Origin of the sequence: Chitinophaga jiangningensis (genome assembly GCF_900142605.1) — a bacterium.
Lineage (GTDB): Bacteria > Bacteroidota > Bacteroidia > Chitinophagales > Chitinophagaceae > Chitinophaga > Chitinophaga jiangningensis.
The window spans coordinates 820454-845921 of record NZ_FRBL01000001.1 but is presented as its reverse complement, the minus strand read 5'-3'; the positions used below and the strand labels follow the sequence as shown (position 1 = coordinate 845921).

21 protein-coding genes are annotated in these 25468 nt (G+C 48.2%); 12 read left to right on the top strand and 9 right to left on the bottom strand.

Annotated features, from left to right (window positions below):
• Positions 1–5 precede the first annotated feature (5 nt).
• Entirely contained in the window at positions 6–920 is a 915-nt protein-coding gene (locus tag BUB18_RS03530) for a PorP/SprF family type IX secretion system membrane protein (RefSeq protein ID WP_083549320.1), read from the top strand.
• 257 nt (positions 921–1177) lie between these two features.
• Entirely contained in the window at positions 1178–1411 is a 234-nt protein-coding gene (locus BUB18_RS03525; RefSeq protein ID WP_073078047.1) for a helix-turn-helix domain-containing protein, read from the top strand.
• Between the two features lie 39 nt (positions 1412–1450).
• Here BUB18_RS03525 and BUB18_RS03520 read toward each other — a convergent pair whose 3' ends face one another.
• Positions 1451–1690: a hypothetical protein gene (locus BUB18_RS03520; protein WP_073078045.1), complete on the bottom strand. Its 240-nt coding sequence runs from the start codon at positions 1688–1690 to the stop codon at positions 1451–1453.
• An 88-nt stretch (positions 1691–1778) separates the two neighbouring features.
• Here BUB18_RS03520 and BUB18_RS03515 point away from each other — a divergent pair, with 88 nt between their 5' ends.
• The gene (locus BUB18_RS03515; protein ID WP_073078043.1) at positions 1779–2138 is read left to right on the top strand and encodes a helix-turn-helix domain-containing protein; all 360 of its coding nucleotides are present in this window, start codon (positions 1779–1781) and stop codon (positions 2136–2138) included.
• Between the two features lie 211 nt (positions 2139–2349).
• On the opposite strand, the gene BUB18_RS03510 is transcribed toward BUB18_RS03515, so the two are convergent.
• The gene (locus tag BUB18_RS03510; protein ID WP_073078042.1) at positions 2350–2580 is read right to left on the bottom strand and encodes a hypothetical protein; all 231 of its coding nucleotides are present in this window, start codon (positions 2578–2580) and stop codon (positions 2350–2352) included.
• 97 nt (positions 2581–2677) lie between these two features.
• Here BUB18_RS03510 and BUB18_RS03505 point away from each other — a divergent pair, with 97 nt between their 5' ends.
• Positions 2678–3052, top strand: a complete 375-nt coding sequence (locus tag BUB18_RS03505; RefSeq protein ID WP_073078040.1) for a helix-turn-helix domain-containing protein — start codon at positions 2678–2680, stop codon at positions 3050–3052.
• A 157-nt stretch (positions 3053–3209) separates the two neighbouring features.
• Here the strand turns inward: BUB18_RS03505 and BUB18_RS03500 are convergent, their stop codons facing one another.
• Positions 3210–4040: a CvfB family protein gene (locus tag BUB18_RS03500; RefSeq protein WP_073078038.1), complete on the bottom strand. Its 831-nt coding sequence runs from the start codon at positions 4038–4040 to the stop codon at positions 3210–3212.
• A gap of 141 nt (positions 4041–4181) precedes the next feature.
• On the opposite strand from BUB18_RS03500, the gene BUB18_RS03495 reads away from it, so the two are divergent.
• Positions 4182–5018 (top strand): sulfite exporter TauE/SafE family protein, encoded by an 837-nt coding sequence (locus tag BUB18_RS03495; RefSeq protein WP_073078036.1) that lies wholly within the window; start codon positions 4182–4184, stop codon positions 5016–5018.
• A gap of 4 nt (positions 5019–5022) precedes the next feature.
• Positions 5023–5421: a DUF1634 domain-containing protein gene (locus BUB18_RS03490; protein ID WP_073078035.1), complete on the top strand. Its 399-nt coding sequence runs from the start codon at positions 5023–5025 to the stop codon at positions 5419–5421.
• Positions 5422–5510: 89 nt separating this feature from the next.
• Here BUB18_RS03490 and BUB18_RS03485 read toward each other — a convergent pair whose 3' ends face one another.
• From BUB18_RS03485 to BUB18_RS03465, 5 genes are all read right to left on the bottom strand, one after another.
• Positions 5511–7217: a RagB/SusD family nutrient uptake outer membrane protein gene (locus BUB18_RS03485; protein WP_073078466.1), complete on the bottom strand. Its 1707-nt coding sequence runs from the start codon at positions 7215–7217 to the stop codon at positions 5511–5513.
• A gap of 11 nt (positions 7218–7228) precedes the next feature.
• Positions 7229–10327: a SusC/RagA family TonB-linked outer membrane protein gene (locus BUB18_RS03480; RefSeq protein WP_083549317.1), complete on the bottom strand. Its 3099-nt coding sequence runs from the start codon at positions 10325–10327 to the stop codon at positions 7229–7231.
• Positions 10328–10449: 122 nt separating this feature from the next.
• Entirely contained in the window at positions 10450–11973 is a 1524-nt protein-coding gene (locus tag BUB18_RS03475; protein WP_178372078.1) for a glycoside hydrolase family 28 protein, read from the bottom strand.
• 104 nt (positions 11974–12077) lie between these two features.
• Complete coding sequence (locus BUB18_RS03470; RefSeq protein WP_083549315.1) at positions 12078–13472, bottom strand: alpha-L-fucosidase; 1395 nt, start codon at positions 13470–13472, stop codon at positions 12078–12080.
• Between the two features lie 262 nt (positions 13473–13734).
• Entirely contained in the window at positions 13735–15249 is a 1515-nt protein-coding gene (locus BUB18_RS03465; RefSeq protein ID WP_073078031.1) for a malate:quinone oxidoreductase, read from the bottom strand.
• A gap of 327 nt (positions 15250–15576) precedes the next feature.
• Here BUB18_RS03465 and BUB18_RS03460 point away from each other — a divergent pair, with 327 nt between their 5' ends.
• Together BUB18_RS03460 and BUB18_RS03455 are read left to right on the top strand one after the other, a co-directional pair.
• Positions 15577–16410, top strand: a complete 834-nt coding sequence (locus BUB18_RS03460; RefSeq protein ID WP_178372077.1) for a metallophosphoesterase family protein — start codon at positions 15577–15579, stop codon at positions 16408–16410.
• Between the two features lie 66 nt (positions 16411–16476).
• Complete coding sequence (locus BUB18_RS03455) at positions 16477–17118, top strand: SMI1/KNR4 family protein (protein WP_073078455.1); 642 nt, start codon at positions 16477–16479, stop codon at positions 17116–17118.
• A gap of 56 nt (positions 17119–17174) precedes the next feature.
• On the opposite strand, the gene BUB18_RS03450 is transcribed toward BUB18_RS03455, so the two are convergent.
• Entirely contained in the window at positions 17175–17561 is a 387-nt protein-coding gene (locus tag BUB18_RS03450; protein WP_073078029.1) for an SRPBCC domain-containing protein, read from the bottom strand.
• 102 nt (positions 17562–17663) lie between these two features.
• Between BUB18_RS03450 and BUB18_RS03445 the strand changes: the two genes are divergently transcribed.
• The 4 genes from BUB18_RS03445 (at position 17664) to BUB18_RS03430 (ending at position 25455) form a co-directional block, all read left to right on the top strand.
• Positions 17664–18809 carry an FAD-dependent monooxygenase gene (locus BUB18_RS03445; RefSeq protein WP_073078027.1) on the top strand — a complete coding sequence of 382 codons (1146 nt, stop codon included), beginning with the start codon at positions 17664–17666 and terminating at the stop codon, positions 18807–18809.
• A gap of 135 nt (positions 18810–18944) precedes the next feature.
• Positions 18945–21407 carry a bifunctional glycoside hydrolase family 9 protein/polysaccharide deacetylase gene (locus tag BUB18_RS03440; RefSeq protein WP_073078026.1) on the top strand — a complete coding sequence of 821 codons (2463 nt, stop codon included), beginning with the start codon at positions 18945–18947 and terminating at the stop codon, positions 21405–21407.
• 45 nt (positions 21408–21452) lie between these two features.
• The gene (locus BUB18_RS03435; protein ID WP_317043086.1) at positions 21453–22238 is read left to right on the top strand and encodes a DeoR/GlpR family DNA-binding transcription regulator; all 786 of its coding nucleotides are present in this window, start codon (positions 21453–21455) and stop codon (positions 22236–22238) included.
• Between the two features lie 103 nt (positions 22239–22341).
• Complete coding sequence (locus BUB18_RS03430) at positions 22342–25455, top strand: SusC/RagA family TonB-linked outer membrane protein (RefSeq protein ID WP_083549307.1); 3114 nt, start codon at positions 22342–22344, stop codon at positions 25453–25455.
• Positions 25456–25468: the final 13 nt, after the last annotated feature.

Here is a 25468-nt window from a genome sequence, read left to right as displayed (position 1 = left end):
ATCAGATGTTACATAAATTTCTCAGCGCCGTTGCTTTTTTGTTGATACTCGGATATGTACCTGTGGTGCATGGGCAGGGCTGGTCGAAGGGTACAGCTGCCCTGCAGCCGTTAGGTAGTCAATACTTCCAGAATCAGTACCTGGCAAATCCGGCTATGGCGGGTATTGACACCGGACTGCATATTAATCTATCGTATCGGGGGCAATGGAACGATGTGCCTGGTTCGCCGGTAACGAAGGCAGGTACTGCTGATTATTACGTAGGGAACCGTGTGGGAGCGGGTTTGAATATTTTTAATGATGAGGCAGGGTTGATTAAGCGCACAAAAATTGCGATGACATATGCCTATCATTTACCGCTGAATGCTGCGGGTAAGGACCAGTTGCATTTCGGTTTATCACTGGGTATTAACAGCGAAAGACTGGATAAGTCGGCCATTGTGGGCGAGGTGAATGATCCGGGCATTGGTGCATTTAATCGCCGGGATAATTACTTTGAGATAGACTACGGTATGGCTTATACGAATGGGAATGTTACCTTGCAGGCGGCCATGCCTAATATCATGAATAATTTGCGCAAGCAGGACCACCAGACGATTGATGCGTCTACCTTTTTTGCGGCGGCATCTTACCGGGTGCGTATCAGCGATGCGGTGCCATATATAGAGCCAAAGGTCTGTTACAGGGGAGTGCGTGGTTACGACGATCTGGTGGATGTGGGTGCGAAAATTGTGCTGGCCAGCGAATACCTGAATGTATTCGGGATGTATCATACCAGTAAAAACTGTACGATAGGGGCGGGATTTAATTACCGCTCTATTACCGGATTCCAGGTGATGTATACTACACAGACGGCGGGACTGAAAAACTACACCAGTGGAGTGCTGGAGGTAGGTTTGGTGCTCCATCTTTTCAAATAACTCTATTTGTGAAAACCCACTATCTTCAAGCAGTCGCGCCCGGCGCGACTGCTTCTTTTTTATATCGGGTATTCCATTCTTATTTGGTAACTTTGGTTCTCTAACTACTACCCAACTTTAGATTTTGAGAATATTTCTTGCATATTAATTCTCCCATATAGCTTACTGGAATATAACTACTTACGCATATAGTTTTAGCGAACTAGTGCTGTTGTGCCCGTCTAATCGTGCGTATTCAAGGTATATTTCGAGTTTTAATGCCGGAGAAGAACCCACATATAACCAAAGCCTTTGGTGCCAACCTCAAAAGACTGAGATTGGCGCGTAAACTCACACAGGTAGATGTCGCATTTGAAGCTGATATGGAGCCCAGTTATATGACCCGACTGGAAAACGGAAAAACTGATCCAAGTTTAAGCACTGTATATGCGCTGGCGGAGGCTTTGCGTGTATCCCCGCGGGAGTTGCTTCCCGAATTACCTGATAATTGAAACCCTTCATAGACCATGGTTTGAGGAAATGTTATACCCTTACTGCTCGTAGCAGGTTACATAATATGGCATTGGTTTACTACCCTGTTGCTCGTGAATGGTTTTAATGTTTCCATCCACTTCCAGCTGTTGCCTGTAGCCGGTTTTAGGGAAATATTCCGGGTTAATTGTGAGTGTCACCGTGACAAGCGAAACCGCATTCTGCTCAATGGCTGCTAATTCTGAAAGAAATTTTGAAATTATTACATTTATTTTCTTGTCTTTTTCTACGTTATTCATTTGAATTTAAATTATTTATATATATTGTACAATATTGCTAGCATCATTGTGCTTGACTTAAAATGCTACACAAAATTAAATTGCCTCCATGTCCAATTACATGGAGGAATTATACATTTTTGCCTTTAACGTAACTGCTGCCCAAAATGCCCGGGGATTTTCGGAAATGGACCTGGCGGCCATAATGGGCGTAGAAGTTTCGTACTTGAACAAAATACTAAATGCCCGCCGGCAGCCGGGTTTTCGAATGATCCACCGTATTGCTGAAGCATTGGACATGCCGGCCGGAGAGCTACTCAGTACAATTCCACCGCCGGAAGAATTGCAAAAATTCAAGGAGTCGCTGATTGAGTTGCACCGGAAAAACCTGGAACGCAAAAAGCAGCAGGCTGCCAGCAAACCACGTAATTCCAAAACCACCCGTAAGAACAGTACTGCTGCTAAATAACTGTATACGGGAAACAGGCAAGCTGCGCACTTCTTCAATAGCAGTACTTCCAGTAAAGTAGCAAATGAGGGTGACCGCTGACAAACCTTATAATCCCCGGCTTGCCAGGGCCACACCAAAAGTGAACATTCACCTAATGAGTTAATGCAGGGCTACCTGCCATGAGGATAACTTAGCTTTTTCATAGTCAATCTTGAGGTTTGATAATCAATTACATCTCGTAACAGGTAACGTAATGTTTAATTGGTGTTTGACCCTCTTTTTCGAGGATAGCTTTCAGCTTGTCATTGACCTCATACAGTTCACTGTGGCCATCTTCAGGGAAATATTCAGCTTTAACTGTGAGTGTCACAGTGACAAGGGAAATTGCATTGTGATCCATTTCGTACAATTCCGAGAGAAATTTTCCAATTATGACATTTAACATCTTGTCTTTTTGCATGCTTTTTCCATGAATATAAGTATTTTATACATATTGTACAATAGTGCTAGTACTATTGTGCTTGAACTGGAATGCTCGGTGGGTCTATCTTGCCGCCATGTTCAAATACACAGAGCAACTGATCATCTTTGCGTTTAATGCTGATGCTGCCCGGATAGCTAAGGGTTGGACGCAGGCGATATTTGCCTATGAGGTGGGAGTGGAACCGGCGTACATGAACAAAATTCTGAACGCCCGCCGGCAGCCCGGGTTTGACATGATTCACAGAATCGCGGAAGCACTGGAAGTGCGGGCAGGAGATTTACTGAATAACATCCCGCCCGAAAAAGAATTACTCCATTTCAAGGAGCTTCTGTCGGAGAAGCATCTGAGAAATCAGAAAAGAAGAAACGAGGAAGTAGGCACTGGCGAGCATCATCAGCCCAAGACCGCCAAGGCCAAGCCTAAAAAAGGTTTTAATTCCAATAAGTGAGTTTGTACTGGCAACAAATGCGCTCAGTGCGATGAAAATGCCGAGGGCTGCGGCAACAATTGCGATTTTCTTCATAAATCTATGGTTAGGATAGTAATACTCTAAGATAACACATATGTGTTATCGATGCAAGCGCAGCCCCACGATTTTTCTTCTTTTATTCCTCTACAGCCTTAAAACCAGTTTGTGTAAACAGTATCTTTTTTTGCTTGTAAAGGTTACCGGTAGTCATTTTAAACGTCTTTTTACTCATGCCGAAAAACGCCTGGATCTCTTCCGGGGTGGACTTATCATGATAAGGCAGGTAGCCATTATTTTCCTGCAGGAGGCGCAGAATTTTAGCACCTTCATCTTCCACTTTCTTAAAGCCGGGCTGTCCCAACGCCACATCAATTTTGTTGTCTTTTACCTGGCGAACAAAACCTTTCAGCTTGTCACCCACATCTACCGGTTTAAAAATATCACTGTGATGCAGGATGCCCAGGTGTGCGTTATTCACAATTACCACGTAACCAATCTGTGTTCTGCGGTATACAATAAGGTCCACCGGGTCTTTTTCGGTGAGAGATATATTTTCATTGCTGAGCGTGCCCTCGATCCTTTCTGTAGCTGCCACGCGGCCCGTGAGCTCATCCAGGTAGATCTTTACCAGGTACTCCTGCCCCGGCACCATCTTAGAAAGTTGCTGGGAGGTAGGTACAAAAATATCCTTCATCAGGCCCCAGTCGAGGAAAGCCCCCTGGTGCGTTGTACTTACGGCTTTCAGACTCACAATATCCCCAACCACACCGTAAGGCTTTTGGGTGGTTGCAATTAACCGGTTTTCTGAGTCGTGGTAAATAAAGACCTTCAGCTCATCGCCCACTTTAGTACCTGCCGGCACAAAACGGGTAGGCAGCAGGATTTCCTGGTCCACGCCTTCGAGGTATACACCAAATTCAGCCTTTTTCTTTACCCGCAGGTAGTTGTATTCACCAACTCGTATCATAATAATCAGTTAATTAACAGCCTGCAAGTTACTTATAGATTGTGGGATTGCCAGAATCATATTCTGCTTACTTTTGCAACAATCATATAAATTTCAGGGTTTAGTACCTGGAATTGCATCAAAACACCAACCAACCATCTTATGACGATTTTAGCTTTCACGCTGATCCTGCTGCTGGGCGCATTCACGGCCGGCATGCTGGGGTCCCTCACCGGCCTGGGAGGCGGTGTGGTCATTATTCCCTTACTCACGCTTGTATTTCATGTCGACATCCGCTATGCCATCGGTACCGCCCTCATTGCCTCTATTGCTACTTCTTCCGGATCGGCTTCTGCCTATGTAAAGGAAGGTATTACCAATATCCGCCTGGGGATGTTCCTGGAAATAGCCACCACTACCGGCGCCGTAATTGGTGCACTCGTGGCGGTTTTTATGCCCACCAATATCGTGGCCATTATCTTCGGTTGTGTACTGATCTTTTCCGCTATCATGTCGTTTAAACCAAAAGTAAATAATGCAGATCAGGGAGATACCAGTGAACTGGCCCGCAAACTGCGGCTTAATGGTGAATATCCAACGCCTGCAGAAAAAGTATCCTACACAGTACACCGCGTGGCAGGTGGTTATTTTATGATGATGTTTGCCGGCATTATGTCCGGGTTACTCGGCATCGGCAGCGGCGCCCTCAAAGTGCTTGCTATGGATAATATCATGCGGATACCTTTTAAAGTTTCTACCACCACCAGCAATTTCATGATTGGCGTTACCGCCGCCGCCAGTGCGGTAGTATACCTGCAACGTGGCTATATTTCTCCGGGCCTGTGCCTGCCCGTGGTGCTTGGCGTACTCGCCGGTGCCTTTGGCGGTTCCAAACTACTGGTACGCGCAAACGTAACAAAACTTCGTTTAGTCTTCAGCGTGGTGATCACCTTCCTCGCCGTTCAGATGATTTACAATGGTTACACCGGAAAACTCTAAACACATGAAACACTTATTTACTAAAGGCTACTGGGCCGATAAAGACATTCAGCAACTCATCGGGAAGCAGTTGCGCATCGGTGTTATTACTGCCAGCGTACTGGTTATCATCGGTGGACTCATCTACCTCTATCGCCATGGCGGCGAGCTACCCAGCTACCGGGAGTTTACCGGTGTGCGTGCCGGGCTCGACAGCTTTTCAGGAATCATCCAGGGAGTAAGGGGTATTCACGGTATGGAAATTATCCAACTCGGAGTAGTATGCCTGATCGCTACGCCTATCATCCGCGTGGCATTGTCCGCATTCGCATTCCTGCTGGAACGCGATTATCTCTATGTATTTATTACGCTGATTGTGCTGGGGGTTATTTGCTTTAGCATGTTGGGGGAACTTGTTGGGTAACGTTTATTTTTGAAAAGCCCAGGACCTTCGGCCCTGGGCTTTTCAAAATCTGAGCCGCCGAAGGCGGCTCAGATTTTGAAAGTAAATAGTTATAGCCAATCCTTATTCTGCCCATAAGCTGGTCCCGTTGTTACCGCATTAATCTGATCCAGCGGAATAGGTCGCAGCAAATGCTTAGGACTCTGAAAACTGCTCCTGCATTCAGTATTATGCTTTCTGATACGTGCTTCCAACTGCCCCGTACGTGCCAGGTCCAGCCAACGTACATTTTCGCCAGCCAGCTCCCGGGAGCGTTCATCCAATATAAAATCAAGGTTCAGTTCTGCTGCTGTAATATCCATCAGGGCTTTATTGCCTGTGGGATAAGCCGCACGTTCGCGCACTGCATTTATATATGGCACTGCATCGGATGCCCGGCCCGCCATCATCAGCGCTTCGGCCGCTATCAGATAGGTTTCCGCCAGCCGGTAAGCTATCACCGGGCGTACAGAGGGTGCATTCATATCACTGCGCTTGGTATCAATATATTTCATTAAGGCTGGACTCATCCGTGCATTATATTGATCCGAAGGAATCATGGTATAAGGTGCTGCCGCAATCTGCTGAGCTGTTTTAGGTGCCAGTGGCAAATAAATGGCTGTATCTCCCAGTTTAAATTTAGGACCACCTGCGGTGGCACCCGCCGGAGCGCCCGCTGGCAAAGGGGTTGGCCATTTTGGAATACTGTTGGCATTATTGCAATACCATACCGTCTGGAATGTTTTATGAAACCTGGTATCGTTCTTTCTTTCTGCAAATACAGTGTCTGTCAGCCAGCGGGAAGGAACTGTGCGGATGTAGGGCCGGCCGCCAAGGATGTCGCGCTGCATACCGTCCACCTTTTCATATTGCGGTACAAACAAATGCACCAGCATATTATCCGGAGTACGGTTGTCCTGGTTGGGTGATCCGTTGTACGCCAGGCTGGTAGTATGTTGTACGGCCCACAAAACCTCTGGGCTGTTCTCATTACCCTCTGCAAACACACTGGCGAAGTCAGGCAGGAGCGACATGCCTCCGTTATTGATCACCTCCAGCGCATTCGTATAGGCGTTCTGGTAATCATCCGGTTGTTTGGCACTGCTGCCGGCGCGGGTAAGGTATACTTTTGCCAATACATGCTGGGCCGCCACTACAGTAGCTCTCCCGGGGTCCACTCCTTTAGTGACGGGGTTCTTTGGCAGTACGGCAATAGCATCTTTCAGATCCTGAATAATACTGGTATACACGTTCGCCAGGGGATCACGCTTAGCGGAAGTAAGCGGTTCCGTGTTAAATTTCGTAGTGAGGGTAACATCTCCCCACAACTGTACAAGTACGAAATAATAATTGGCACGTAAGAATTTGGCTTCCCCTACCATACGGGCTTTCAGCTCATCTTTAATGCCGGTAACAGTAGCTGCGTTTTCAACCACCGCATTGCAGGAATTGATGTAAGTATAACAGTTATTCCACAGCGCAGTGACCTTGCCATCAGTGGATTGATAGGCTGTTGACAGCAGAAATAAATCTTTATTGCCGTCATTTCCGCGTAGCCATTCATCCGTAGCAGGCGTGGTAAGAGAGAAATAATCTTCATTACCCCAGATCGTACGGGTGCCGGCGTAAGCCGCATCCAGACCCGCTTTGAGGCCCTGGCTGGTTTTGTAAAATTCCGGTGTAAGCACACCATGCGGTTGTTCCTGCAACATTTTTTTACATCCGCCTAATAACTGTGTAGCAGCGGCAATGCAGCATATATAAAGTATCTTTTTCATAACGGAATGCATTATAAAGTCAGGTTAATTCCAAAAATCATAGACCAGGTGCCGGGCGTATCAGCATTGATATTGCCGGCCGATTCCGGATCTACTCCATGGTATTTATTACGGTATTCACTGAAGAGAATAAACGGATCCTGTGCCGTGGCATACACGCGCAGGGAGCGGGCTTTCAGGAGCTGCACAAACGACTGCGGCAGGTTGTAGCCCAGGCTCAGGCTTCGGATTTTCAGGAAGCTGCCATCCAGGTAACCAAGGGTGGCGTTATATTGGGTTTGGGTAGATGAATTGTTTGGTTTCGGATAATAGTTTTCGCCGTTGGTAGGTGTCCAGTACCGAACATTCAGGTTGTTGTAATTGCCCTGGAAGGTATTGGCGAAACCGCCCCCGTACAATTTACTGTTCAGTATACCGCCTACGCGTGCAAACACTACGATCGTAAAGTCAAGTCCCTTGTAACTGAACCGGTTAGTCATACCGCCTTCCCATTTCGGCTGCGGACTTCCTATCAGCGTTTTATCAGCGGCACTAAACGTGCTGTCTTTATTTACATCCACCACCCGGATATTTCCAATTACAGAAGTAGGCCCGCTTACACTTTGCTTAAACGCCTTTGCCGTCAGTGAGTCTGTCTTGGTATTTTGCCAGAGGCCCAGCCGTTGATAATCGTAATATTCACCAATCGGGTAGCCCACAAACCAGTTGTTAGCAAGGTCCTGTTGAATGTTATTGTACAGCTGGGTGATCTTTCCACGATTCACGTACCAGTTGAGATCGGTGGTCCAGTTAAAGCCGTTGGCTTTATTGGATTGGATATTTACAGTGGCTAAATGAACTTCAATTCCTTTGTTTTCTGTTTTTCCCACATTCACCAGCACGTTGCCGGGAATGCCGGTGGTGCCGGGGAGTTTTTGTGGCAGCAGGAGGTTGCTGGTGTTTTGCGTGTAGGCGTCAATGTTACCACTGATGCGGTTGTTGAGCAGGGCAAAGTCCACCCCGAAGTTAGCGGTGGTAGTGTACTCCCATTGCAGGTTCATATTCGGTGCTGCATTGAGGTAAGCACCGGTAACATTGGTACTGCCGTAGTTATAGTTGAGTGCATTGAGTGATCCTTTTGTTTGATACGGATCAATGGCGGTGTTACCAACGCGGCCGTAGCTGGCGCGGATTTTCATGTTAGAGATAATCCGGGAGTTGCGGGCCCATTTTTCATTGCTGAGGTTCCAGCTCACCACCGCAGAAGGGAAGCCCTTGAACTGGTTGCCTGGCGCCAGCCGGGAGCTACCGTCGGACCGCATCACCAGCGTGAGCAGGTAGCGGTCATCGAAGCTATAGAACAAGCGACCCATATAGGAAATGATATCCCACTTAGGATCGGTGCCGCTACCGGCAAGGTTGGAAGCGTATTGTGGATTGGCGAATTCCAGGTTGTCGGATAGCAGCGTGTTGTTAGTGTATTTCGTAGTTCTGCCATCGGACTCCTGTACGCTGTACAGGCCTGTAAAGCTGAGTTTATGCTTACGGATTGTTTTATCGTAGTACAGCAGGTTTTCTACGGTGAAGCTGGTATTCTGTCCGTAGTTGGTTTCGCTGGTATTGAGGTTGCCGAGGTTGTTGGTAGTTTTGCTGGCGTAGAAGTTGCCGTAATTATCGGTTTTAATTTCCGCACCTGCGTTTAGGCGGTACCGTAGTCCGGGAAGGATGTTTACATCCAGGTAACCGGTGGTGAAGGTACCGGTGCGTTTACGCCTTTCCACCACAGCGCCTGGCAGGAAGTTGGCCAGCGGATTCCATATCTGTGCGGCGCTGCCGGCCACGAAATCATTGAGCACATTACCGGTACTGTCAAACGCCGGTGCCATAGGGCTGGCACGCAGCACCTGACCCATAGGATTTGCGCTTTCTCCAAGTGTTGTGGAAAAGTTGTTGAGAGAGCTAATGCCGACTTTAAAGATTTTATTGATCTGGTGGTCCACGCCGATCTTTACGCTGAAGCGTTCGAAGGACTGACCAGGATACACACCTGTTTCTTTATAGTAGCCACCGCTGATGCTGTACTGAGTTTTTTCACTGCCGCCGGAAACTCCTACCTGGTGATTGGTTTGCATACCGGTGCGGTATACCAGATCCTGCCAGTCGGTACTGCGGCCGTTGGCGAGTCCCTCGCGTTCTACTGCGTCAAAGGCATCCTGCATGATTTTAGGATCTTCCGGACTACTGTATTTCACCGGATCGGCATTGTAGAATGCCCATTTTTTGAGTCCTGCATACTGTTCTGAGTTCATGAGGTCATACCGGCCGGAAGGCTTTACAAAACCGGCATAACCGCTGTAGGTAACAACAGTACCGCCGGCATTGCCGCGTTTGGTGGTCACGAGTATGACCCCGTTAGCCCCGCGGGAGCCGTAGATGGCAGTAGCCGAGGCATCTTTAAGCACCTGAATGGAACTGATATCGTCCGGGTTGATGTCGTTAATATCACCGTTAAACGGAATACCATCCACTACAAATAAGGGAGAATTGGTGGCTTTCAGGGAGCGGCTGCCGCGGATCAGGATTGTGGGTTTAGCACCTGGCTTGCTGTTGCCGCCGCTTTTCTGTACGTCGATACCGGCGCCCTGCCCTTTCAGGGCCTGACTGAGGTTGGCAGCGGGTACATCACGCAGTGCCTGTGAACTGATGCTGGTAATGGCACCGGTGAGGTCGGATCTTTTTTGTGTACCGTAACCTACTACTACCACTTCATTCAGCTCGCCTTTATTGACGTTTAACTGGATGTTAAGGTGTGGCATATCTGTACTGCCTATGGTGATTTCCTTTGCGAGAAATCCTGTATAGGTAATGCGAAGAATAGCGCCGGCAGGGGCACTCAGTGTGAAGCCACCATCTGCGCCAGTGGCAGCGCCTTTGGAGGTGCCTTTGATTTGTACGTTGGCGCCGGGCAGGGGTTCTCCGCTTTGCGAAGTTACCTTGCCATTGATATTTACATTTTGTTGTGCGTATAACGTGGACGAGCATACGCAGAGGAGCAACACCAGCAGCATTTTCCAGTGAAGGAAAAAGCCGGGTGGAATAGCGATTGATGTACAATCGTACTTGTTTTTCATAACGTTGTTTTTTGGTTGAGTAATGGGTGTGGAATGCCTGGCCGGCAACAACGTTTGTTGCCGGCAATAGTGTACCGGAACTGCTTTTGGCAGCCCTTCCGGGAATTTAGTTTTGCTGGTTGTTACTTAGTTGTTACGGTATTGTCCGCCACTTCTTTGCCGAGTGTAACCTTTAATTTTTTTGCCACAGTAATAGCGGCGTTATTAGTGCCGCTAACGTGTAGGAAAGTGAGGTGTGCGGGAGCCGTGATGTTGGTAAAATCTATGTTTTTAGCGTCAGAAATTTTTGCCAGTGGTTCTTGCCCGTTGTTAGCAGGGATTTTCCATTTGCTGATAGTAATGTTTGCCAGGTCGTATCCTATTATTGCCGGTCTAGCGTCTGTATTGTCGGATGTAATGGTGACGTTGTGCAAGCGGATGTTGGCTGCATGCCGTATGTAGAGCGCAGAGGCAGGGATTTTCTTTCCGAACATTTTGATTTCGGGATAGTCTGCCGGTCGCTCTTCCAGTGCGATTTGCGCATCTTCACGTGTACCCGTTCCTGGTATATTGATCTGGATGTTTTCCAGGTTTACGTTTTGGATGGTGTGGTCAGGGATACCGCTGATAAGCATGCCTGTCCAGGTGCCATGTTTTACGTTTACATTGCGGATGTTGATATCGCTGATGGTGCCTGGTGGCTGTTTGGCATCAGCTTCGCGGAAAGTTTTGAGTCGCGCGCCGAGCCGCATAATAATCGGCAGGTGTACGGTATCCATATCCACATCGGAAATACGGATGTTGCGGATATGTGAGCCATCCACGGAAAATATTTTGATACCGCCTTCGCGTGCGAAATCAACTTTAATATTTTTTACGGTGATGTTTTCAAAGTTGCCGGCGGATTCGGTGCCGAATTTGATGGCTCCTTCGCCGGTGTTGATGCGTATGTTCGATACTGTTACATTGCGGCAGGGGTATGGGCTGGTGGTTTTAAAGCAGATGGCATCGTCGCCGCTGTTGATGTTGCAGTCGCTGATTTGTACGTTTTCGCAGCAGTCGATATCAATACCGTCGTTGTTACCGAGGCCGCGACTAAAGATCGAAACGTTTTTTGCAACGATTTGCTGACAGTGGAAGAAGTGCATGGTCCACGCAGTAGGGCCGGTGAGGTGTACGTCTGTAACACGTATGTTGCTGGATCGTACGAAGCGGACGAGGAAGGGGCGGCGCTGGTGCCCTCCGGAGGCGTATACAAGTTTACCCTGGCCGTTGATGGTGCCTTTGCCGGTGATGGCGGTGTTATGTACTTCTACGGCGCCTATGAGCGCATAGCCCATTTGCTGACCGAGCCCGTCTTTAAACCCATCTACCACCTGGTAGTCGTTGATATCCGGGCTCCCTAGCAGCGTAGCATTTTCATCTACCTGTAAGGTAACATCATTTTTAAGGAGCAGTGTGCCGGTGAGCCAGTTGCCCGGAGGGATGCGTACAATGCCGCCTCCACTACGGGAGCAGCTGTCGATAGCGGATTGTATAGCCGCTGTATTTAAAGTTTTTCCGTTTCCGTTAGCGCCAAACGCAACAATGTCGAACGAGGCTTTTTGTGCCTGTGATTGCACTGCAAACAGGATCAGTAAAACAGAGAGTAGGTAGTTCTGTTTCATGGATTCGCTGCAAAAGATAGGTTTCGAATGGAGCCAGGGCATTCAGCGCTGGCTCCATTCGAAAAAGTCCGCTGCCGAAGGCAGCGGACTTTTTCGAAAAGTGATTAAAGACTTGTTTCTATTTTGATCACAGACGCAATATTATCAGGCGCCTGTGATGGCACAGTCACCACCAGCGCATCCGCTTCTGCAGCAGTTTTCAGCTTGCTGCCATTTGCCAGCAGGGTGGCTTTGGTGACTTTATTTTTCAATCCAGGCACAACCAGTTTACCATCTGATGGCCAGTTAAATACATGGAGATAGTAAGTGGTTTTGTTGCCGGTGGTTTTTTGTGTGCAGCGGCCCCAGGTGAGGGTTGGCAGCTGACTACCGGAGGTAGCGTAGATGGATTCGCCGTTTACCTTCATCCATTTACCGATACCGGCCAGGCCGTCGATGCTTTGTTGCGGGAAGGTACCTTCTGCGGTAGGACCTACGTTGAGCAGGTAGTTACCGTTTTTGGAAGCGATATCGATCAGGTTTCTTACCAGTGTTTCCGTGCTTTTCCACTTGTTATCCCACTCTTTATATCCCCAGGTGCCGTTCATGGTCATGCAGGTTTCCCAGTCTCTTCCATCCAGTTCTTCCTTGGTAGGAATTTTTTGTTCCGGTGTTTTGTAATCGCCGGGGAAGTTAGGGCGTTTCAGCCTGTCGTTGGTAATGATATTGGGTTGGAGGGACAGTGCCTGCTGGAGTTTTTGCGCATATTCATCTGTCATGTTCGTAGGCGTATCCCACCAGAGTACCGCTACATCTCCATAATTAGTTAATAACTCCTTTACCTGCGGTACTGCTACTTTATCGATGTAGTCCGACATGGAAGCCGTTGTTTGCAGTGGGTCCCAGTGGCCGGTGTTGGCGGCGGTGTAAGCGTCTATTTTAGCGCTGTCCGGGTTAGGCCATCCTTCGGAGGCTACTTTACGTGCAGCGGCGCCACCAGGGTTGTTCCAGTCCTGTGCCTGTGAGTAGTAGAAGCCTAATTTAACGCCGTGCTTTTTGCAGGCCGCAGCGAGGTCTTTTAATACATCTTTGCCATACGGTGTAGCATCTACGATATTAAATTTGCTGGCATTGGATTTAAACATGGCGAAGCCGTCGTGATGTTTGGCGGTGATCACGATATATTTCATGCCGGCATCTTTGGCCATTTTCACCCATGCGTCCGCATCATATTTAACAGGGTTAAATTTCTTTGCATATTCCTGGTATTCTTTCACGCCTATCTTACCTCTGTTCATGATCCATTCGCCACCGCGTTGTACCTGATGCCCTTTATACCATCCAGCGGGCACGGCATAGTCGCCCCAGTGGATAAACATGCCGAATCTGGCTTCTCTCCACCATTTCATACGTTGCTCGCGGGAAATTTCTGTGGTGACGGCGGCAGTAGTTTTTGTTTGCGCCGGCAGGCATTGACTAATGGCCAGCAATGCCAGGAGGCAGCAGGTCAGTTTTTTCATAATGGAATTATTTTAATTAATCTATGCAAACGATTGCAAGTTGGCTCAAAAAATAAGCGCATTCGCGCCTTAGTGATTGATAATCAATTAGCAATGAGTGTCTTTGTTACGCTTGCAAATTACACTACTAAAATCAGTAAAAAACTGATACGATTATGATTTCATTTTGGCTATTGCAGGTATTTTTTTATCTAAAAATGAAAAACCGCCGCGGTGGTAAGCCGGGCGGTTTTATAAGTATTAAAATTATGACAGACCTTAATTATGCGGTTTCCATCTGTTGCAGTTCCAGCACTTCGGTGGTCCATTTCCGCAGTTTGGCGGTGAGTTCAGGATTGCTGAGGAGTGACTGTCCGTAAGAAGGAATCATTTGTTTCAGTTTCTGTTGCCATGCTTCTGTGTCCACATCTTCTTTGAAGCAGCGTTTCATCAGGTTGAGCATAATGGACACTGCGGTGGAAGCACCTGGGGAAGCGCCGAGCAGCGCTGCGATGGAACCGTCGGCAGCACTAACTACTTCTGTACCGAATTCGAGGATGCCACCATGTTCAGGATCTTTTTTGATGACCTGTACACGTTGTCCGGCCATTTCCAGTTCCCAGTCTTTCATTTCTGCGTCCGGGAAGTATTCGCGGAGGGCTTCCAGCCTGTCTTCCGGTTTTTGCCGCACCTGAGCGATCAGGTATTTGGTCAGCGGAATATTATCGAGGCCTGCAGATACCATTGGGTAAATGTTATTGGCTTTGATGGACAGGGGCAGGTCGAGGTAGGAGCCATTTTTCAGGAACTTGGTAGAGAATCCTGCGTATGGTCCGAAGAGCAGTGCTTTTTTACCGTCGATCATGCGGGTATCCAGGTGTGGTACTGACATAGGAGGTGCGCCTACAGAGGCTTTTCCATATACTTTCGCCTGGTGTTTTTCGATGATTTCAGGATTATTGCAACGCAGCCACTGGCCACTCACCGGGAATCCGCCGAAGCCTTTACCTTCAGGGATGCCTGATTTTTCAAGCAATGGTAAGGAACCACCGCCTGCGCCAATAAATACGAATCTTGCGTTGAGTACATTTTTTTCGCGGGTATCACGGTTCTTCACTTTTACAATCCAGCCACCGTTATCGGATTTTTTCAGATCGCGAACATCGTGGTTGAAGTGCATGGACACGCCATCCAGCTTTTGGAGGTAGCGGAACAACTGACGGGTAAGAGCGCCAAAGTTCACGTCTGTACCCATTTCAGTATAGGTAGCGGCCACTTTCTGGGAAGGATCACGGTGTTGCATCACCAGCGGCATCCATTCGCGGAGCTGCTGCTGATCTTCAGAGTACACCATGGTATCAAACAGGTGGCATTGTTGCAGGGCTTTGTAACGCTTTCGCAGGTAATCCACATTCTCTTCACCCCAAACAAAGCTCATATGAGGAATACTTTGTATAAATTCCTGGGGATTGGAAATAATGTTTTTTTCGACCAGGTATGACCAGAATTGGCGGGAAACTTCAAACTGCTCTGCAATGTTCACAGCTTTCTTGATGTCTACTGACCCGTCTGGTTTCTGTGGTGTATAGTTCAACTCACAGAAAGCAGAGTGCCCCGTGCCGGCATTGTTCCATGCGTCGGAACTTTCGGCGGCGGCAACATCCAATCTTTCATAAATGGCGATGGTAAGTTCCGGTTGCAACTCCTTCAGGAGCATTCCCAGGGTAGCGCTCATAATACCAGCGCCTATTAAAACCACATCCGGACCTGTTTCAGACGTACTCTTGCTTCTAAACATAACCCCTATTTAATTCGAGGTGCAAAGTTACAATACAAACAATTAAGCAGGGTGAATTAAATGCGTCTTTTGAAGCAAATTAACAAACTGATTACAATTCTTTCTGAATAAATTGAAAGTTTAATATCAATCGCACTGTACAATACGTTATATTAAATAAAATCAAATGTGGAGAAAAAATTTTTAGAAATAATTTTTTAACAAACTTATCTAGTTTGATTTTATTCAATTTCAGGGATTTTCCGGCTCATAGGTAATCTTTGTTTTATATTTATGTTAACCCTGTTTCAAGGCCTGTTATCCACCTTTAAATCGCGCTATTTTTATATGATGAACAGAAGAGAATTCCTTGGTGGCCTTTCTGCCGCCGTTATCATTTCCGCCTGCGGTACGATTGTAAAAGCAGCTACCGCCGATCACCTGCATAAAAAAACTGTTTTCCGGTTTGCTGTAGGGTCCGACTGGCACTATGGCGAGCCCAATACGCCCTATGAGCAATACTTTAAGGACCTGAAAGCAGCGTTCGGCAAAGTGCATGCAGCTACTCCCTGCGAGTTTTTTGTACTCAACGGTGATGTGATTCACAATGAACCCTCCTTATTACAGCCGGCAGCACAACTATTTAAAACCATTCACCCGAAAGTATATGCCACCCGTGGCAATCACGACCGCGTTACGCCGGAGGCCTGGCAGCAGGCCTGGGGCAATCCGCTGCAACACCAGCAGGTAATCAATGGTAACGTATTGCTCTTCGGCGATACCTCCAACATCAAGGGCGATTTCCTGGCACCTGACCTCCAATGGTTCGAAGAGCGCCTCGAAGCCAATAAAAAAGCCAAAGCCATTTTTATCTTCCTGCATATTACCCCGGTTAAATGGACGGAATATGCCGCCGACTCTCCCGCTTTTGCGGCGTTGGTCCGTAAGTATCCTAACGTGAAAGCCGTATTCAACGGGCACGACCATGACCAGGACAACGTGAAACTGCTGGATAACCAGCTGCCTTTCCTGTTTGATAGCCACATCGGCGGTAGCTGGGGTACCAACTACCATGGCTTCCGGATTGTAGAGCTAAAAGATGATGGCTCAGTACTTACATATATGATGAATCCAGATACAAGAATCAACGAATTTAACAGCAAAAAAAGTCTGGCAGGATAGTCCATTTTCCCGGTGAAAGTGAGTACCTTGGTACAGCCCGAAAAACCGCTGAATACTAAGAATACTATGCATCTCGAAGAAATAGAAGACTTGTACAACTTTAGATACCCTGCACTATACAAACAACTATATGCAGATGGTATGCTCAACTGGGGAACGTTTGGTCCGGATTGGCACCAGCGCATATTTCCGCAGTTGCAGGAAAATCCTCCTTTCCTGTTGTATGCACACGACCTGGAGGTGATCAACACATCCGCTGTGGCTGATTACCTGGAAGAAGGCATCCTGTTTGCAGATCCGGTGCACCGCTTTATTCCGATTGCCACTACCGGAGCAGGCGACTGGTTTGCACTCTATTATAATTTGCAGGACGGGGATGATGTGCCGGTGGTGCTGGTATGGCACGATTCAAACGAGGCCTGCATACTTGCTAAAAACCTGCAGGACTTCATCTTCCTCCAGATGCTGGAAGCGGTTACCGATATAGATCCGCATTATCCGGGTTTAATAACAGTGGGAGATATGAAGGCTAACTGTGAGCGCTGGCTCGAATCGCATGAACCTTACCTGACGGCAAGCCAGGTAGCCATACTGCGGGAGGTATTTGCCAAAGGGAAGCTGACGAATGCAGAATTGAAGGATATCCTGGATGAAGAAATTAATTTCCAGTGGATGGATAGTAGCTTTCCTTACCAGGAAGCTATATAACCTGATTTTTCAGAAAACTGTTTCTCCCCCGCCGGGGGAGAAACAGAAAAGGAAATTTAATCCTCATAAAACTCTATCAACGCCCCAAAGTACTGTGTAGTCCAGCCTTCCGTAATATCTTCAAAAGCCTCATCCGGAATATTGGTATGCCTCAACTCTACATCCGTTCCTTTCTTGGAAGGATGCAGTATGATTGTTACAATCGAAGGCTGCTCCGCTTCCTCTTCCCCGAAATACCATTCCTGCACAATCTTCCTGCCTTCTTCAAACTCGAGGTTGCGACCTACGATACTGTCTTCCCAAAGGGAAAATTCCGTGCCCGGCTCGGTGCTCATCACCGCCTTTTCGCCAGTCCACAGCTGAATGGTAGCCGGATTGGTGAGTGCTGCATATACCTCCTCGGGCTCAGCACGTACAATGAAATGCTTTTTGAAATCTTTCATGCTCCAAAGCTAGGCATTTGTTAAAAATAAAAATAAATTAGGCCAAATGTACTAATTTGATAAAAGTCGCCTTACCTTTGCCCCGGAATAATTCAGATACCCATGAAAGCGATCATTATCGGCGCCGGTATCGGTGGGCTCACCACCGCCATAGCGCTGCAACAGCAAGGAATCGACTATGAAATTTATGATGCCGTTCCCGAATGCCGCGCAGTAGGAGCAGGCATCATGCTGGGCGGTAATGCCATGACGGTGTATGAGCGATTAGGCGTAGGTGAAGCCATCCGTAACGTTTCCATCTTCCCGGAAAATATTTTTGTAAGCAACTACAAAGGGAAAGTGTTACAGCAGGTAAGCAATGCGTATATCCGTCAACGTTACGGACAGGGAGCACACATGATTCACCGTGCTACCCTGCAGCAACTGCTGCTGCAGGCGGTAACGAAGGAAGTGCACTGGGGAAAAAATTTCCAGCGCCTGGAGCATCACTCACATGGCGTGGTCGCCTATTTCGAAGATGGCAGCACTGCCACTGCCGATTTGCTGATTGGTGCAGACGGCATCCGCTCGGTAGTGCGGGAGAAATATGTAGTACCTGCGGAATACCGCTACTCCGGCCAAACCTGCTGGCGCGCCATCATCCCCATGAAATTATCCCACGAAGAACAAATGAATGCCACCGAAGTATGGGGCAACGGTAACGGCTTACGTGCTTCCTATATGCAGGTGGACGGTGATCGGGTGTACTTCTGGTTTACCAAAAAAATGCCCGCAGGCAAGCCGTTTACAGACATCGACGCCATTGCATTTATGAAAAAGGAACTGGCAGCATTCAGTGGAAAAATGCAGCAGGTAGTAGCAGCTATAAAGCCGGAAATGCTGCTCCGTGCCGACTTATACGATTTCAAACCTATCAGCACCTGGTATAAGCATAAAGTGGTACTGTTAGGTGATGCCTGCCACGCTACCACTCCCAACCTCGGACAAGGTGCCAGTCAGGCTATTGAAGATGCACTCATGCTCGCGCGCTGCCTCAAACAGGAAACCAGCATTGATGCCGCCTTTAAAAAATACCAGGATGGCCGCATCGAAAGGGTGCAAAAAGTAGTAGGTATCTCCTGGCAACTGGCACAGCTGACTAACTGGAAAGGATTACTCGCAACCAGTGTGCGTGATATGATCGTGCGGATGGTCCCCAACAGGATTACGCAGCAGCAGATGGAGTTTTTGTATAGCCTTAAATGGTAATTGCGCGGTGTTTTCAGGGCCGCAGGCCCTGAAAACACCGCGTATGACGCTGTGCCGAAGGCACAGCGTCATACGCGGAAAACGGACCAAGTGAATAACTTTTGATAGCTTTATTCACCTAATCCACGGAAGCTCATGAAAAAACTACCCGCCATCGCACTCACCTTGCTGCTCGCCAGCTCCGCCTTTGTGCAGCAGCAATGGATACGGATCAACCAGCTGGGATATCTGCCTGACGGCATCAAAGTAGCCGTTTTCGGCACAAAGGATAACGCCACCCCCAAAAACTTTCAACTGATCGACTCCGCTTCCGGCGAAGTGGTGCTCAGCACCGCCGCCAGCAAGGACTTTGGCGCTTACGGACCATTTACACATACTGCGCGACTTAATTTCTCTTCCTGGAAAAAAACAGGTACCTACCGGCTGAAAGCCGGCAATGCCTACTCTCCTTATTTTCGTATAGCCAACAACGTATATAACGGTGCGGCAGACTTTTGCCTGCGTTATATGCGCCAGCAACGGAGCTGGTTTAATCCCGTGCTGCAGGATAGCTGCCATACCCACGACGGCTATACGATGTATGGCCCCATGCCCGACAGTACCCGTATTGATGTGGCCGGTGGCTGGCACGATGCTACGGATTACCTGCAATATGTAACTACGTCTGCAAACGCCACCTGGCATTTGCTGGCGGCGTACCGGGATTTTCCACAGGTGTTTTCCGATCAATATGCGGCCAATGGGCTACCGGGCAGTAACCAGGTGAGTGATGTGCTGGACGAAGCCCGCTGGGGGCTGCAATGGCTGCTTAAAATGCATCCTGCGGATAACATCATGTTTAACCAGATTGCGGACGACCGCGATCATAAAGGATTGCGGCTACCCAAAGAAGATCCGTTTTATGGAAAAGGCTTTGAGCGCCCCGTGTACTTTTGTACCGGTGAGCCGCAGGGCCTGGGAAAATATAAGAATAAGAGCACCGGTGTGGCTTCTACAGCCGGTAAATTTTCAAGTGCGTTTTCACTGGCGGCAGGTATTTATGGAGATGCTGATCCTGCGTTGGCTGCATTGCTGCGTAAGCGGGCGTTATCCAGCTACCAGATGGGCGTGCGGCAACCGGGCGTATGCCAGACAGCCTCTGTTTTATCGCCCTACATTTACGCCGAAGATAACTGGACGGACGATATGGAACTGGCCGCAGCAGGTTTGTACCAGCAAAGCCGGGAGCCGCGCTACCTCCGGGACGCATTAAAATACAGTAGCCAGGAAACCATCACGCCCTGGCTGGGAAAAGATACCGCCAATCACTATCAATGGTATCCGTTTATTAACCTCGGACATTACGAACTCGCCAAATCCCTGCCTGCTGCGCAGCGTACAACCGTTACCGGCTACTACCGCGAAGGCATAAGCCGGGTTTGGAAAAAAGCGGCTGCCAATGCTTTTTACCGGGCTATACCGTTTATCTGGTGCAGTAATAACCTGACGGTTTCTTTTGCCATGCAGTGTTACTGGTACCGGCAGCTCACCAAGGATGTGGCTTTCCGGGAATTGGAGCAGGCGAATATCGACTGGCTGTTTGGTTGTAATCCCTGGGGCACCAGTATGGTGTATGGTTTGCCTGCTAACGGTGACTACCCTACGGACCCGCACGCGGCTTTCAGCACCGTTGCCAGGTTGCCGGTGGATGGCGGTTTGGTGGACGGACCAGTGTACACGGCTATCTATCAAAACCTGATTGGTATTAAATTATCCGAGCCGGATGAGTATGCGGACTTTCAGAGTGACCTGGCCGTGTATCACGATGATAGGGGCGATTACAGTACTAACGAGCCTACCATGGACGGCACTGCATCGCTGATATATTTGCTGGCAGCTATGGCCGGAGAAGCGCCACAGCAGCACACCTTAGCTGCCGGTGGCATCATCCGGGGAAACCGGCATGAGAAAAAACTTGCCCTCGTATTTACAGGCGACGAGTTTGCAGACGGTGCGGCTGCTATCTCCCAAAATTTAAAATCAGCCACCATCAAAGGTTCCTTTTTCCTGACCGGAAATTTTTATCGTCAATTTCCAAAAGTTATTCAACAATTAAAGCGGGATGGGCATTATTTAGGTACGCATTCCGATAAGCATTTATTGTATTGCGACTGGGCGCATCGGGATAGTACGCTGGTTACGCAGGATTCATTCCGTACCGACCTCAGAAATGCTTACCGGGAGCTGGAAAAGGCAGGAGTAACAAAAGCTGCAGCGCCCTATTTCCTGCCGCCGTATGAGTGGTATAATCAACAGGTGGCGGACTGGACAAAAGCGGAAGGTTTACAACTGATTTCTTTTACCCCAGGTACCCGGTCTAATGCGGATTACACGTATCCGGATTTAAAAAATTATATAGGTAGCCGGGAGATACTGGATGCGATTATGGCATATGAAAAAGGACAGGAGCAAGGGCTCAACGGGTTTATGCTCTTATTGCATATTGGTACTGACCCGCGGCGTACAGACAAATTTTATCCCTACCTGCCTGCGTTAATCAGCAGGTTAAAAGCAAAAGGATACAGTTTTGTGCGGGTTGACGAACTGCTCCAGCCTTAATTCCGGCACGAACCCGCAAAATTTTGCGGGTTTATATTTGGATTCATGCATTTTTTTGCCGAATTTGACGGAAGATTTGTATCCATGTTAAAAGAAGAACGCCAGGCCTATATACTCCATCAGGTAAACCTGCACAACAAGGTATTGTCCTCCCATCTGAGCGAGCAGCTCCAGGTGTCGGAAGACACTATACGCAGAGACCTTACCGAACTGGCCCGGGAAGGAAAGATTCTGAAAGTACATGGAGGCGCATTATCGAAGTCGTACCGCGATGGTATTGCATCCCACGACGTATACGCTGCCGCAGAAAAACGCATCATTGCCATGAAAGCGGTGCAGCTCATACAGGACGGGATGTTTGTACTCACCACAGGGGGTACTACCATCATGGAAATGGCGAGATTACTACCGGAAGATTTACGTGCTACATTTATTACCGTGAGCTTACCGGCAGCTTTTGAATACGCCAACCACCCGAACATTGAAGTAATTGTGATTGGGGACAAGCTGGCAAAAGATTCGAAAATCACCGTAGGAGGAGAAGCGATTACCAAAATCATGAATATCCGTGCAGACCTGTGCTTCCTCGGTGTAAATGCGATAGATGCAGATGCGGGCCTCACCGATAATGACTGGGAGGTAGTGCAGGTAAAGAAAGCCATGATCGCCACCTCCAGAAAAGTAGTGGCCCTTTCCATTTCAGAAAAAGTAGATACAGCAGACAGGTTGAAGGTCTGTGATATTGATGCAATAGATATTATAATAACGGAATTACAGCCAAAGGCAAAGAAATTAATACCGTACGGCAAGAAGGGAGTAAAAATCCTCTAAGGGAAGCCATCCTGTAATTGCCCAACTATTCGAATGTAACCAACAGCTTTGCCTGGAACGGGTGATAGAGATCCCCATTTATCAACAAGTCTAAACAACAATTATGAAATTGCTCCGATTCAAATGGGCAGTGTGTCCGCGCACCATGTTGCTCTTTCTGCTATGCTGCTTTATGTCCCTGGCAGCATCCGCGCAATTCGTTATTTCGGGAAAGGTTACGGACGAAAAAGGATCAGCAGTTCCCGGTATTACCATTGCCGTAAAAAACACCAATCAGGGTGCTTCCACGGATGTTGATGGCAAATACACCATTCGCCTGACACAGCCCGCAGGTACCTACACCCTCGTGTTTTCCGGTATTGGCTTTCAGCAACAACAAAAACAGGTAACCGTCAGCAGCAGTGGCAGCACCACCGTAGATGCCACCATGGCGGAAGACGTATCCAAGCTGGATGAGGTAGTAGTTACCGGTACTTCTGCCGGTACCACCCGCCGTCAGCTGGGTAGTTATATCAGCTCCGTAAAAGCAGATGCATTAGATAAAGGCGCCACCAGCAATGTGCTCACTGCACTGCAAGGTAAAACCGCCGGTGCTCAGATCATCCAGAACTCCGGTGACCCTTCCGGCGCAATGTCCGTAAGACTCCGCGGTATCAGTACCATCAGCGGCTCCTCCGAGCCACTGTATATCATTGATGGGGTGATCATTGATAACAGTACCACCCGCGTAACCAATACCGACCCTAACTATAACGGGGGTACGACGGTTGGTACCATTGGCCAGAGCCGTATGGCAGATATTAACCCCGCTGATATCGAACGCATCGAGGTGCTGAACGGTGCCGCGGCGGCAGCCATCTACGGTTCCCGCGCGAATGCCGGTGTGGTACAGATCTTCACTAAAAGAGGCGCAGAAGGTAAGCCGGTGGTAAATTTCTCCACCAGCTTTAATGTGAACCAGATTCGCAAGAAACTGGAGGTAAACCAGGCGCCACTTAAATTCGGCGGCGATCCGGATGTATCCACACAAAACCTCATTGGTACGCCACCATTGGCCACCAACACCACCCCTGTTAATCGTTATGACTACCAGGATTACATTTTCCGCACGGGCGTAGGTACCGATAATAACGTATCCGTAGCGGGTGGTCGGGATAAAACGAAATACTTTGCTTCTGCCAGTTACATGTATAACCAGGGTATTATCAGAAACACTGATTTCAATCGTTTCAGCTTCCGCCTTAACCTGGATCAGGAGATCACCAAATGGCTCACCTTCAACGGTTCCATGAACTACGTTTCCAGCAGGTCCAACGAAAAGCCGGATGGCAACACGTTTTACTCACCAATGAACTCCGTTACCATTATCGGTAACTACTACGATATCCATAAGCGCGATGCCATCGGTAACCTCATGAAAGTGGGTAACCTGGGTCGTGTAAACCCGGTATCTATTATCGAAGATTTTGATCAGCGCCAAACAGTTGGCCGTATCATTGCCGGTGCCGGTTTGTCGATCAAACCAATCAAGAACCTGAGCATCGATTATAAAATGGGTATCGATAACTATTCCCAGAACGGAACAACCCTGATTCCGCCGTATGCCTACTTTGTAAGCACCGGATTTTATGGAGGTGGTAACCCTAACAACCCTACGTTGAATGGTTATTCCAGTGCGGCTACTAATATTTCATTCATGATCAACCATGATGTGAATGCTACCTATAACGCACAGATCAGCGAAAACTTTTCTTCCGTTACACAGGTGGGTTACTCCGTGCAATATCAGAAGATGAACTATACCATGATCCAGGGAAGAGGTTTGCCGCCGTTTGTACAGAGTGCCGCCAAAGCTGCCACCATCATTCCGGGCGAAGATCAGCGTACAGAGCTGAGCATTGCCGGTGAGTTCATCCAGCAAAACTTTAAATACAAGGATCAGTTGTTCATTACCGGCGCACTGCGTCTGGATGGTTCGTCTGTATTCGGAAAGGATGAGCGCAATCAGCTGTACTCCAAACTGAGTGGTAGTTATGTGTTGTCCGGTGCGGATTACTGGAAGAATTCCAATATTGCTAAATGGTGGACTTTCCTGAAATTCAGGGCAGCTTACGGTGAGTCGGGTAACCTGACAGGTATCCCGGCCTATGCGCGATTCAATACCTATAATGCTACCGCTTTCATTGGTGCGTCCGCATTCCAGTCGCCCCTCACCTACACCGATCCTAACGTGAAGCCTGAAAGGCAGCAAGAGCTGGAATTCGGTACAGACATGGCTTTCCTCGGTGATCGTATAGGCCTGAGCGTTAACTACTATCGTAAGAAAGTAAAGGACCTGCTGATTGCCAGGGCGATTGCACCAACCGATGGTTTTACTTCTTACCAGGCCAACATTGGTACGCTGGAAAACAATGGTATTGAGGTAGTGCTGAACGCCACTCCTGTAAAAACGAAAACATTCAGATGGGATTTCACCGGCATCTTCAACAGGAACAGAAACAAAGCTACTGATATTGGTGGCGGTTTGATCCTGTATAACAATATCGGTGGTGCCAGCGTAAGTATTGCACAAAATGAGCCTATCGGATTTTTCTATGGCGCATTTTATGCGAGAGATAACAGCGGTAATATAATCAAGGATGCCAATGGTATTCCACTCACCGAAAGAGGTGTACAGAATACTTCACTTACGTATACCCCTGGCCGTGATGGCAACGGCCTGCCTACCGGTGCTGTGCTGAATAAAAAAATCGGTGACCCGAACCCGGATTATACATCTACCATTACCAACGACTTCACCTGGAAAAACCTGACTTTACATACTCAGCTGGATATCGTACAGGGCGTGGATGTGTTTAATGCCGACTACAGAACACGCCAGGGTGTGGACAACGGTAAAATTGCAGAAGCAGAAGATCTTGGCCTGCTGCCTCGCGGATACATCAATGGTGTATACCAGATCCAGGAATTCAGGATTGACGATGGTTCCTTTGTGAAGCTGCGTGAAGTTGCCCTCTCTTATAATTTCGGAAAAATCAAAGGATTCAGTGATCTGACGGTGATGGCCAGTGGCCGTAACCTGGTGTCTTGGGATAACTATAAAGGATATGATCCGGAAGTAAATGCTGCCGGCCAGAGTACGCTGCTGCGTGGTATTGACTTCGGTGCTGTTCCTATTCCAAGAACCTACAGCATAGGTGTACGTGCAAAATTCTAAATCCTTAAAAGAG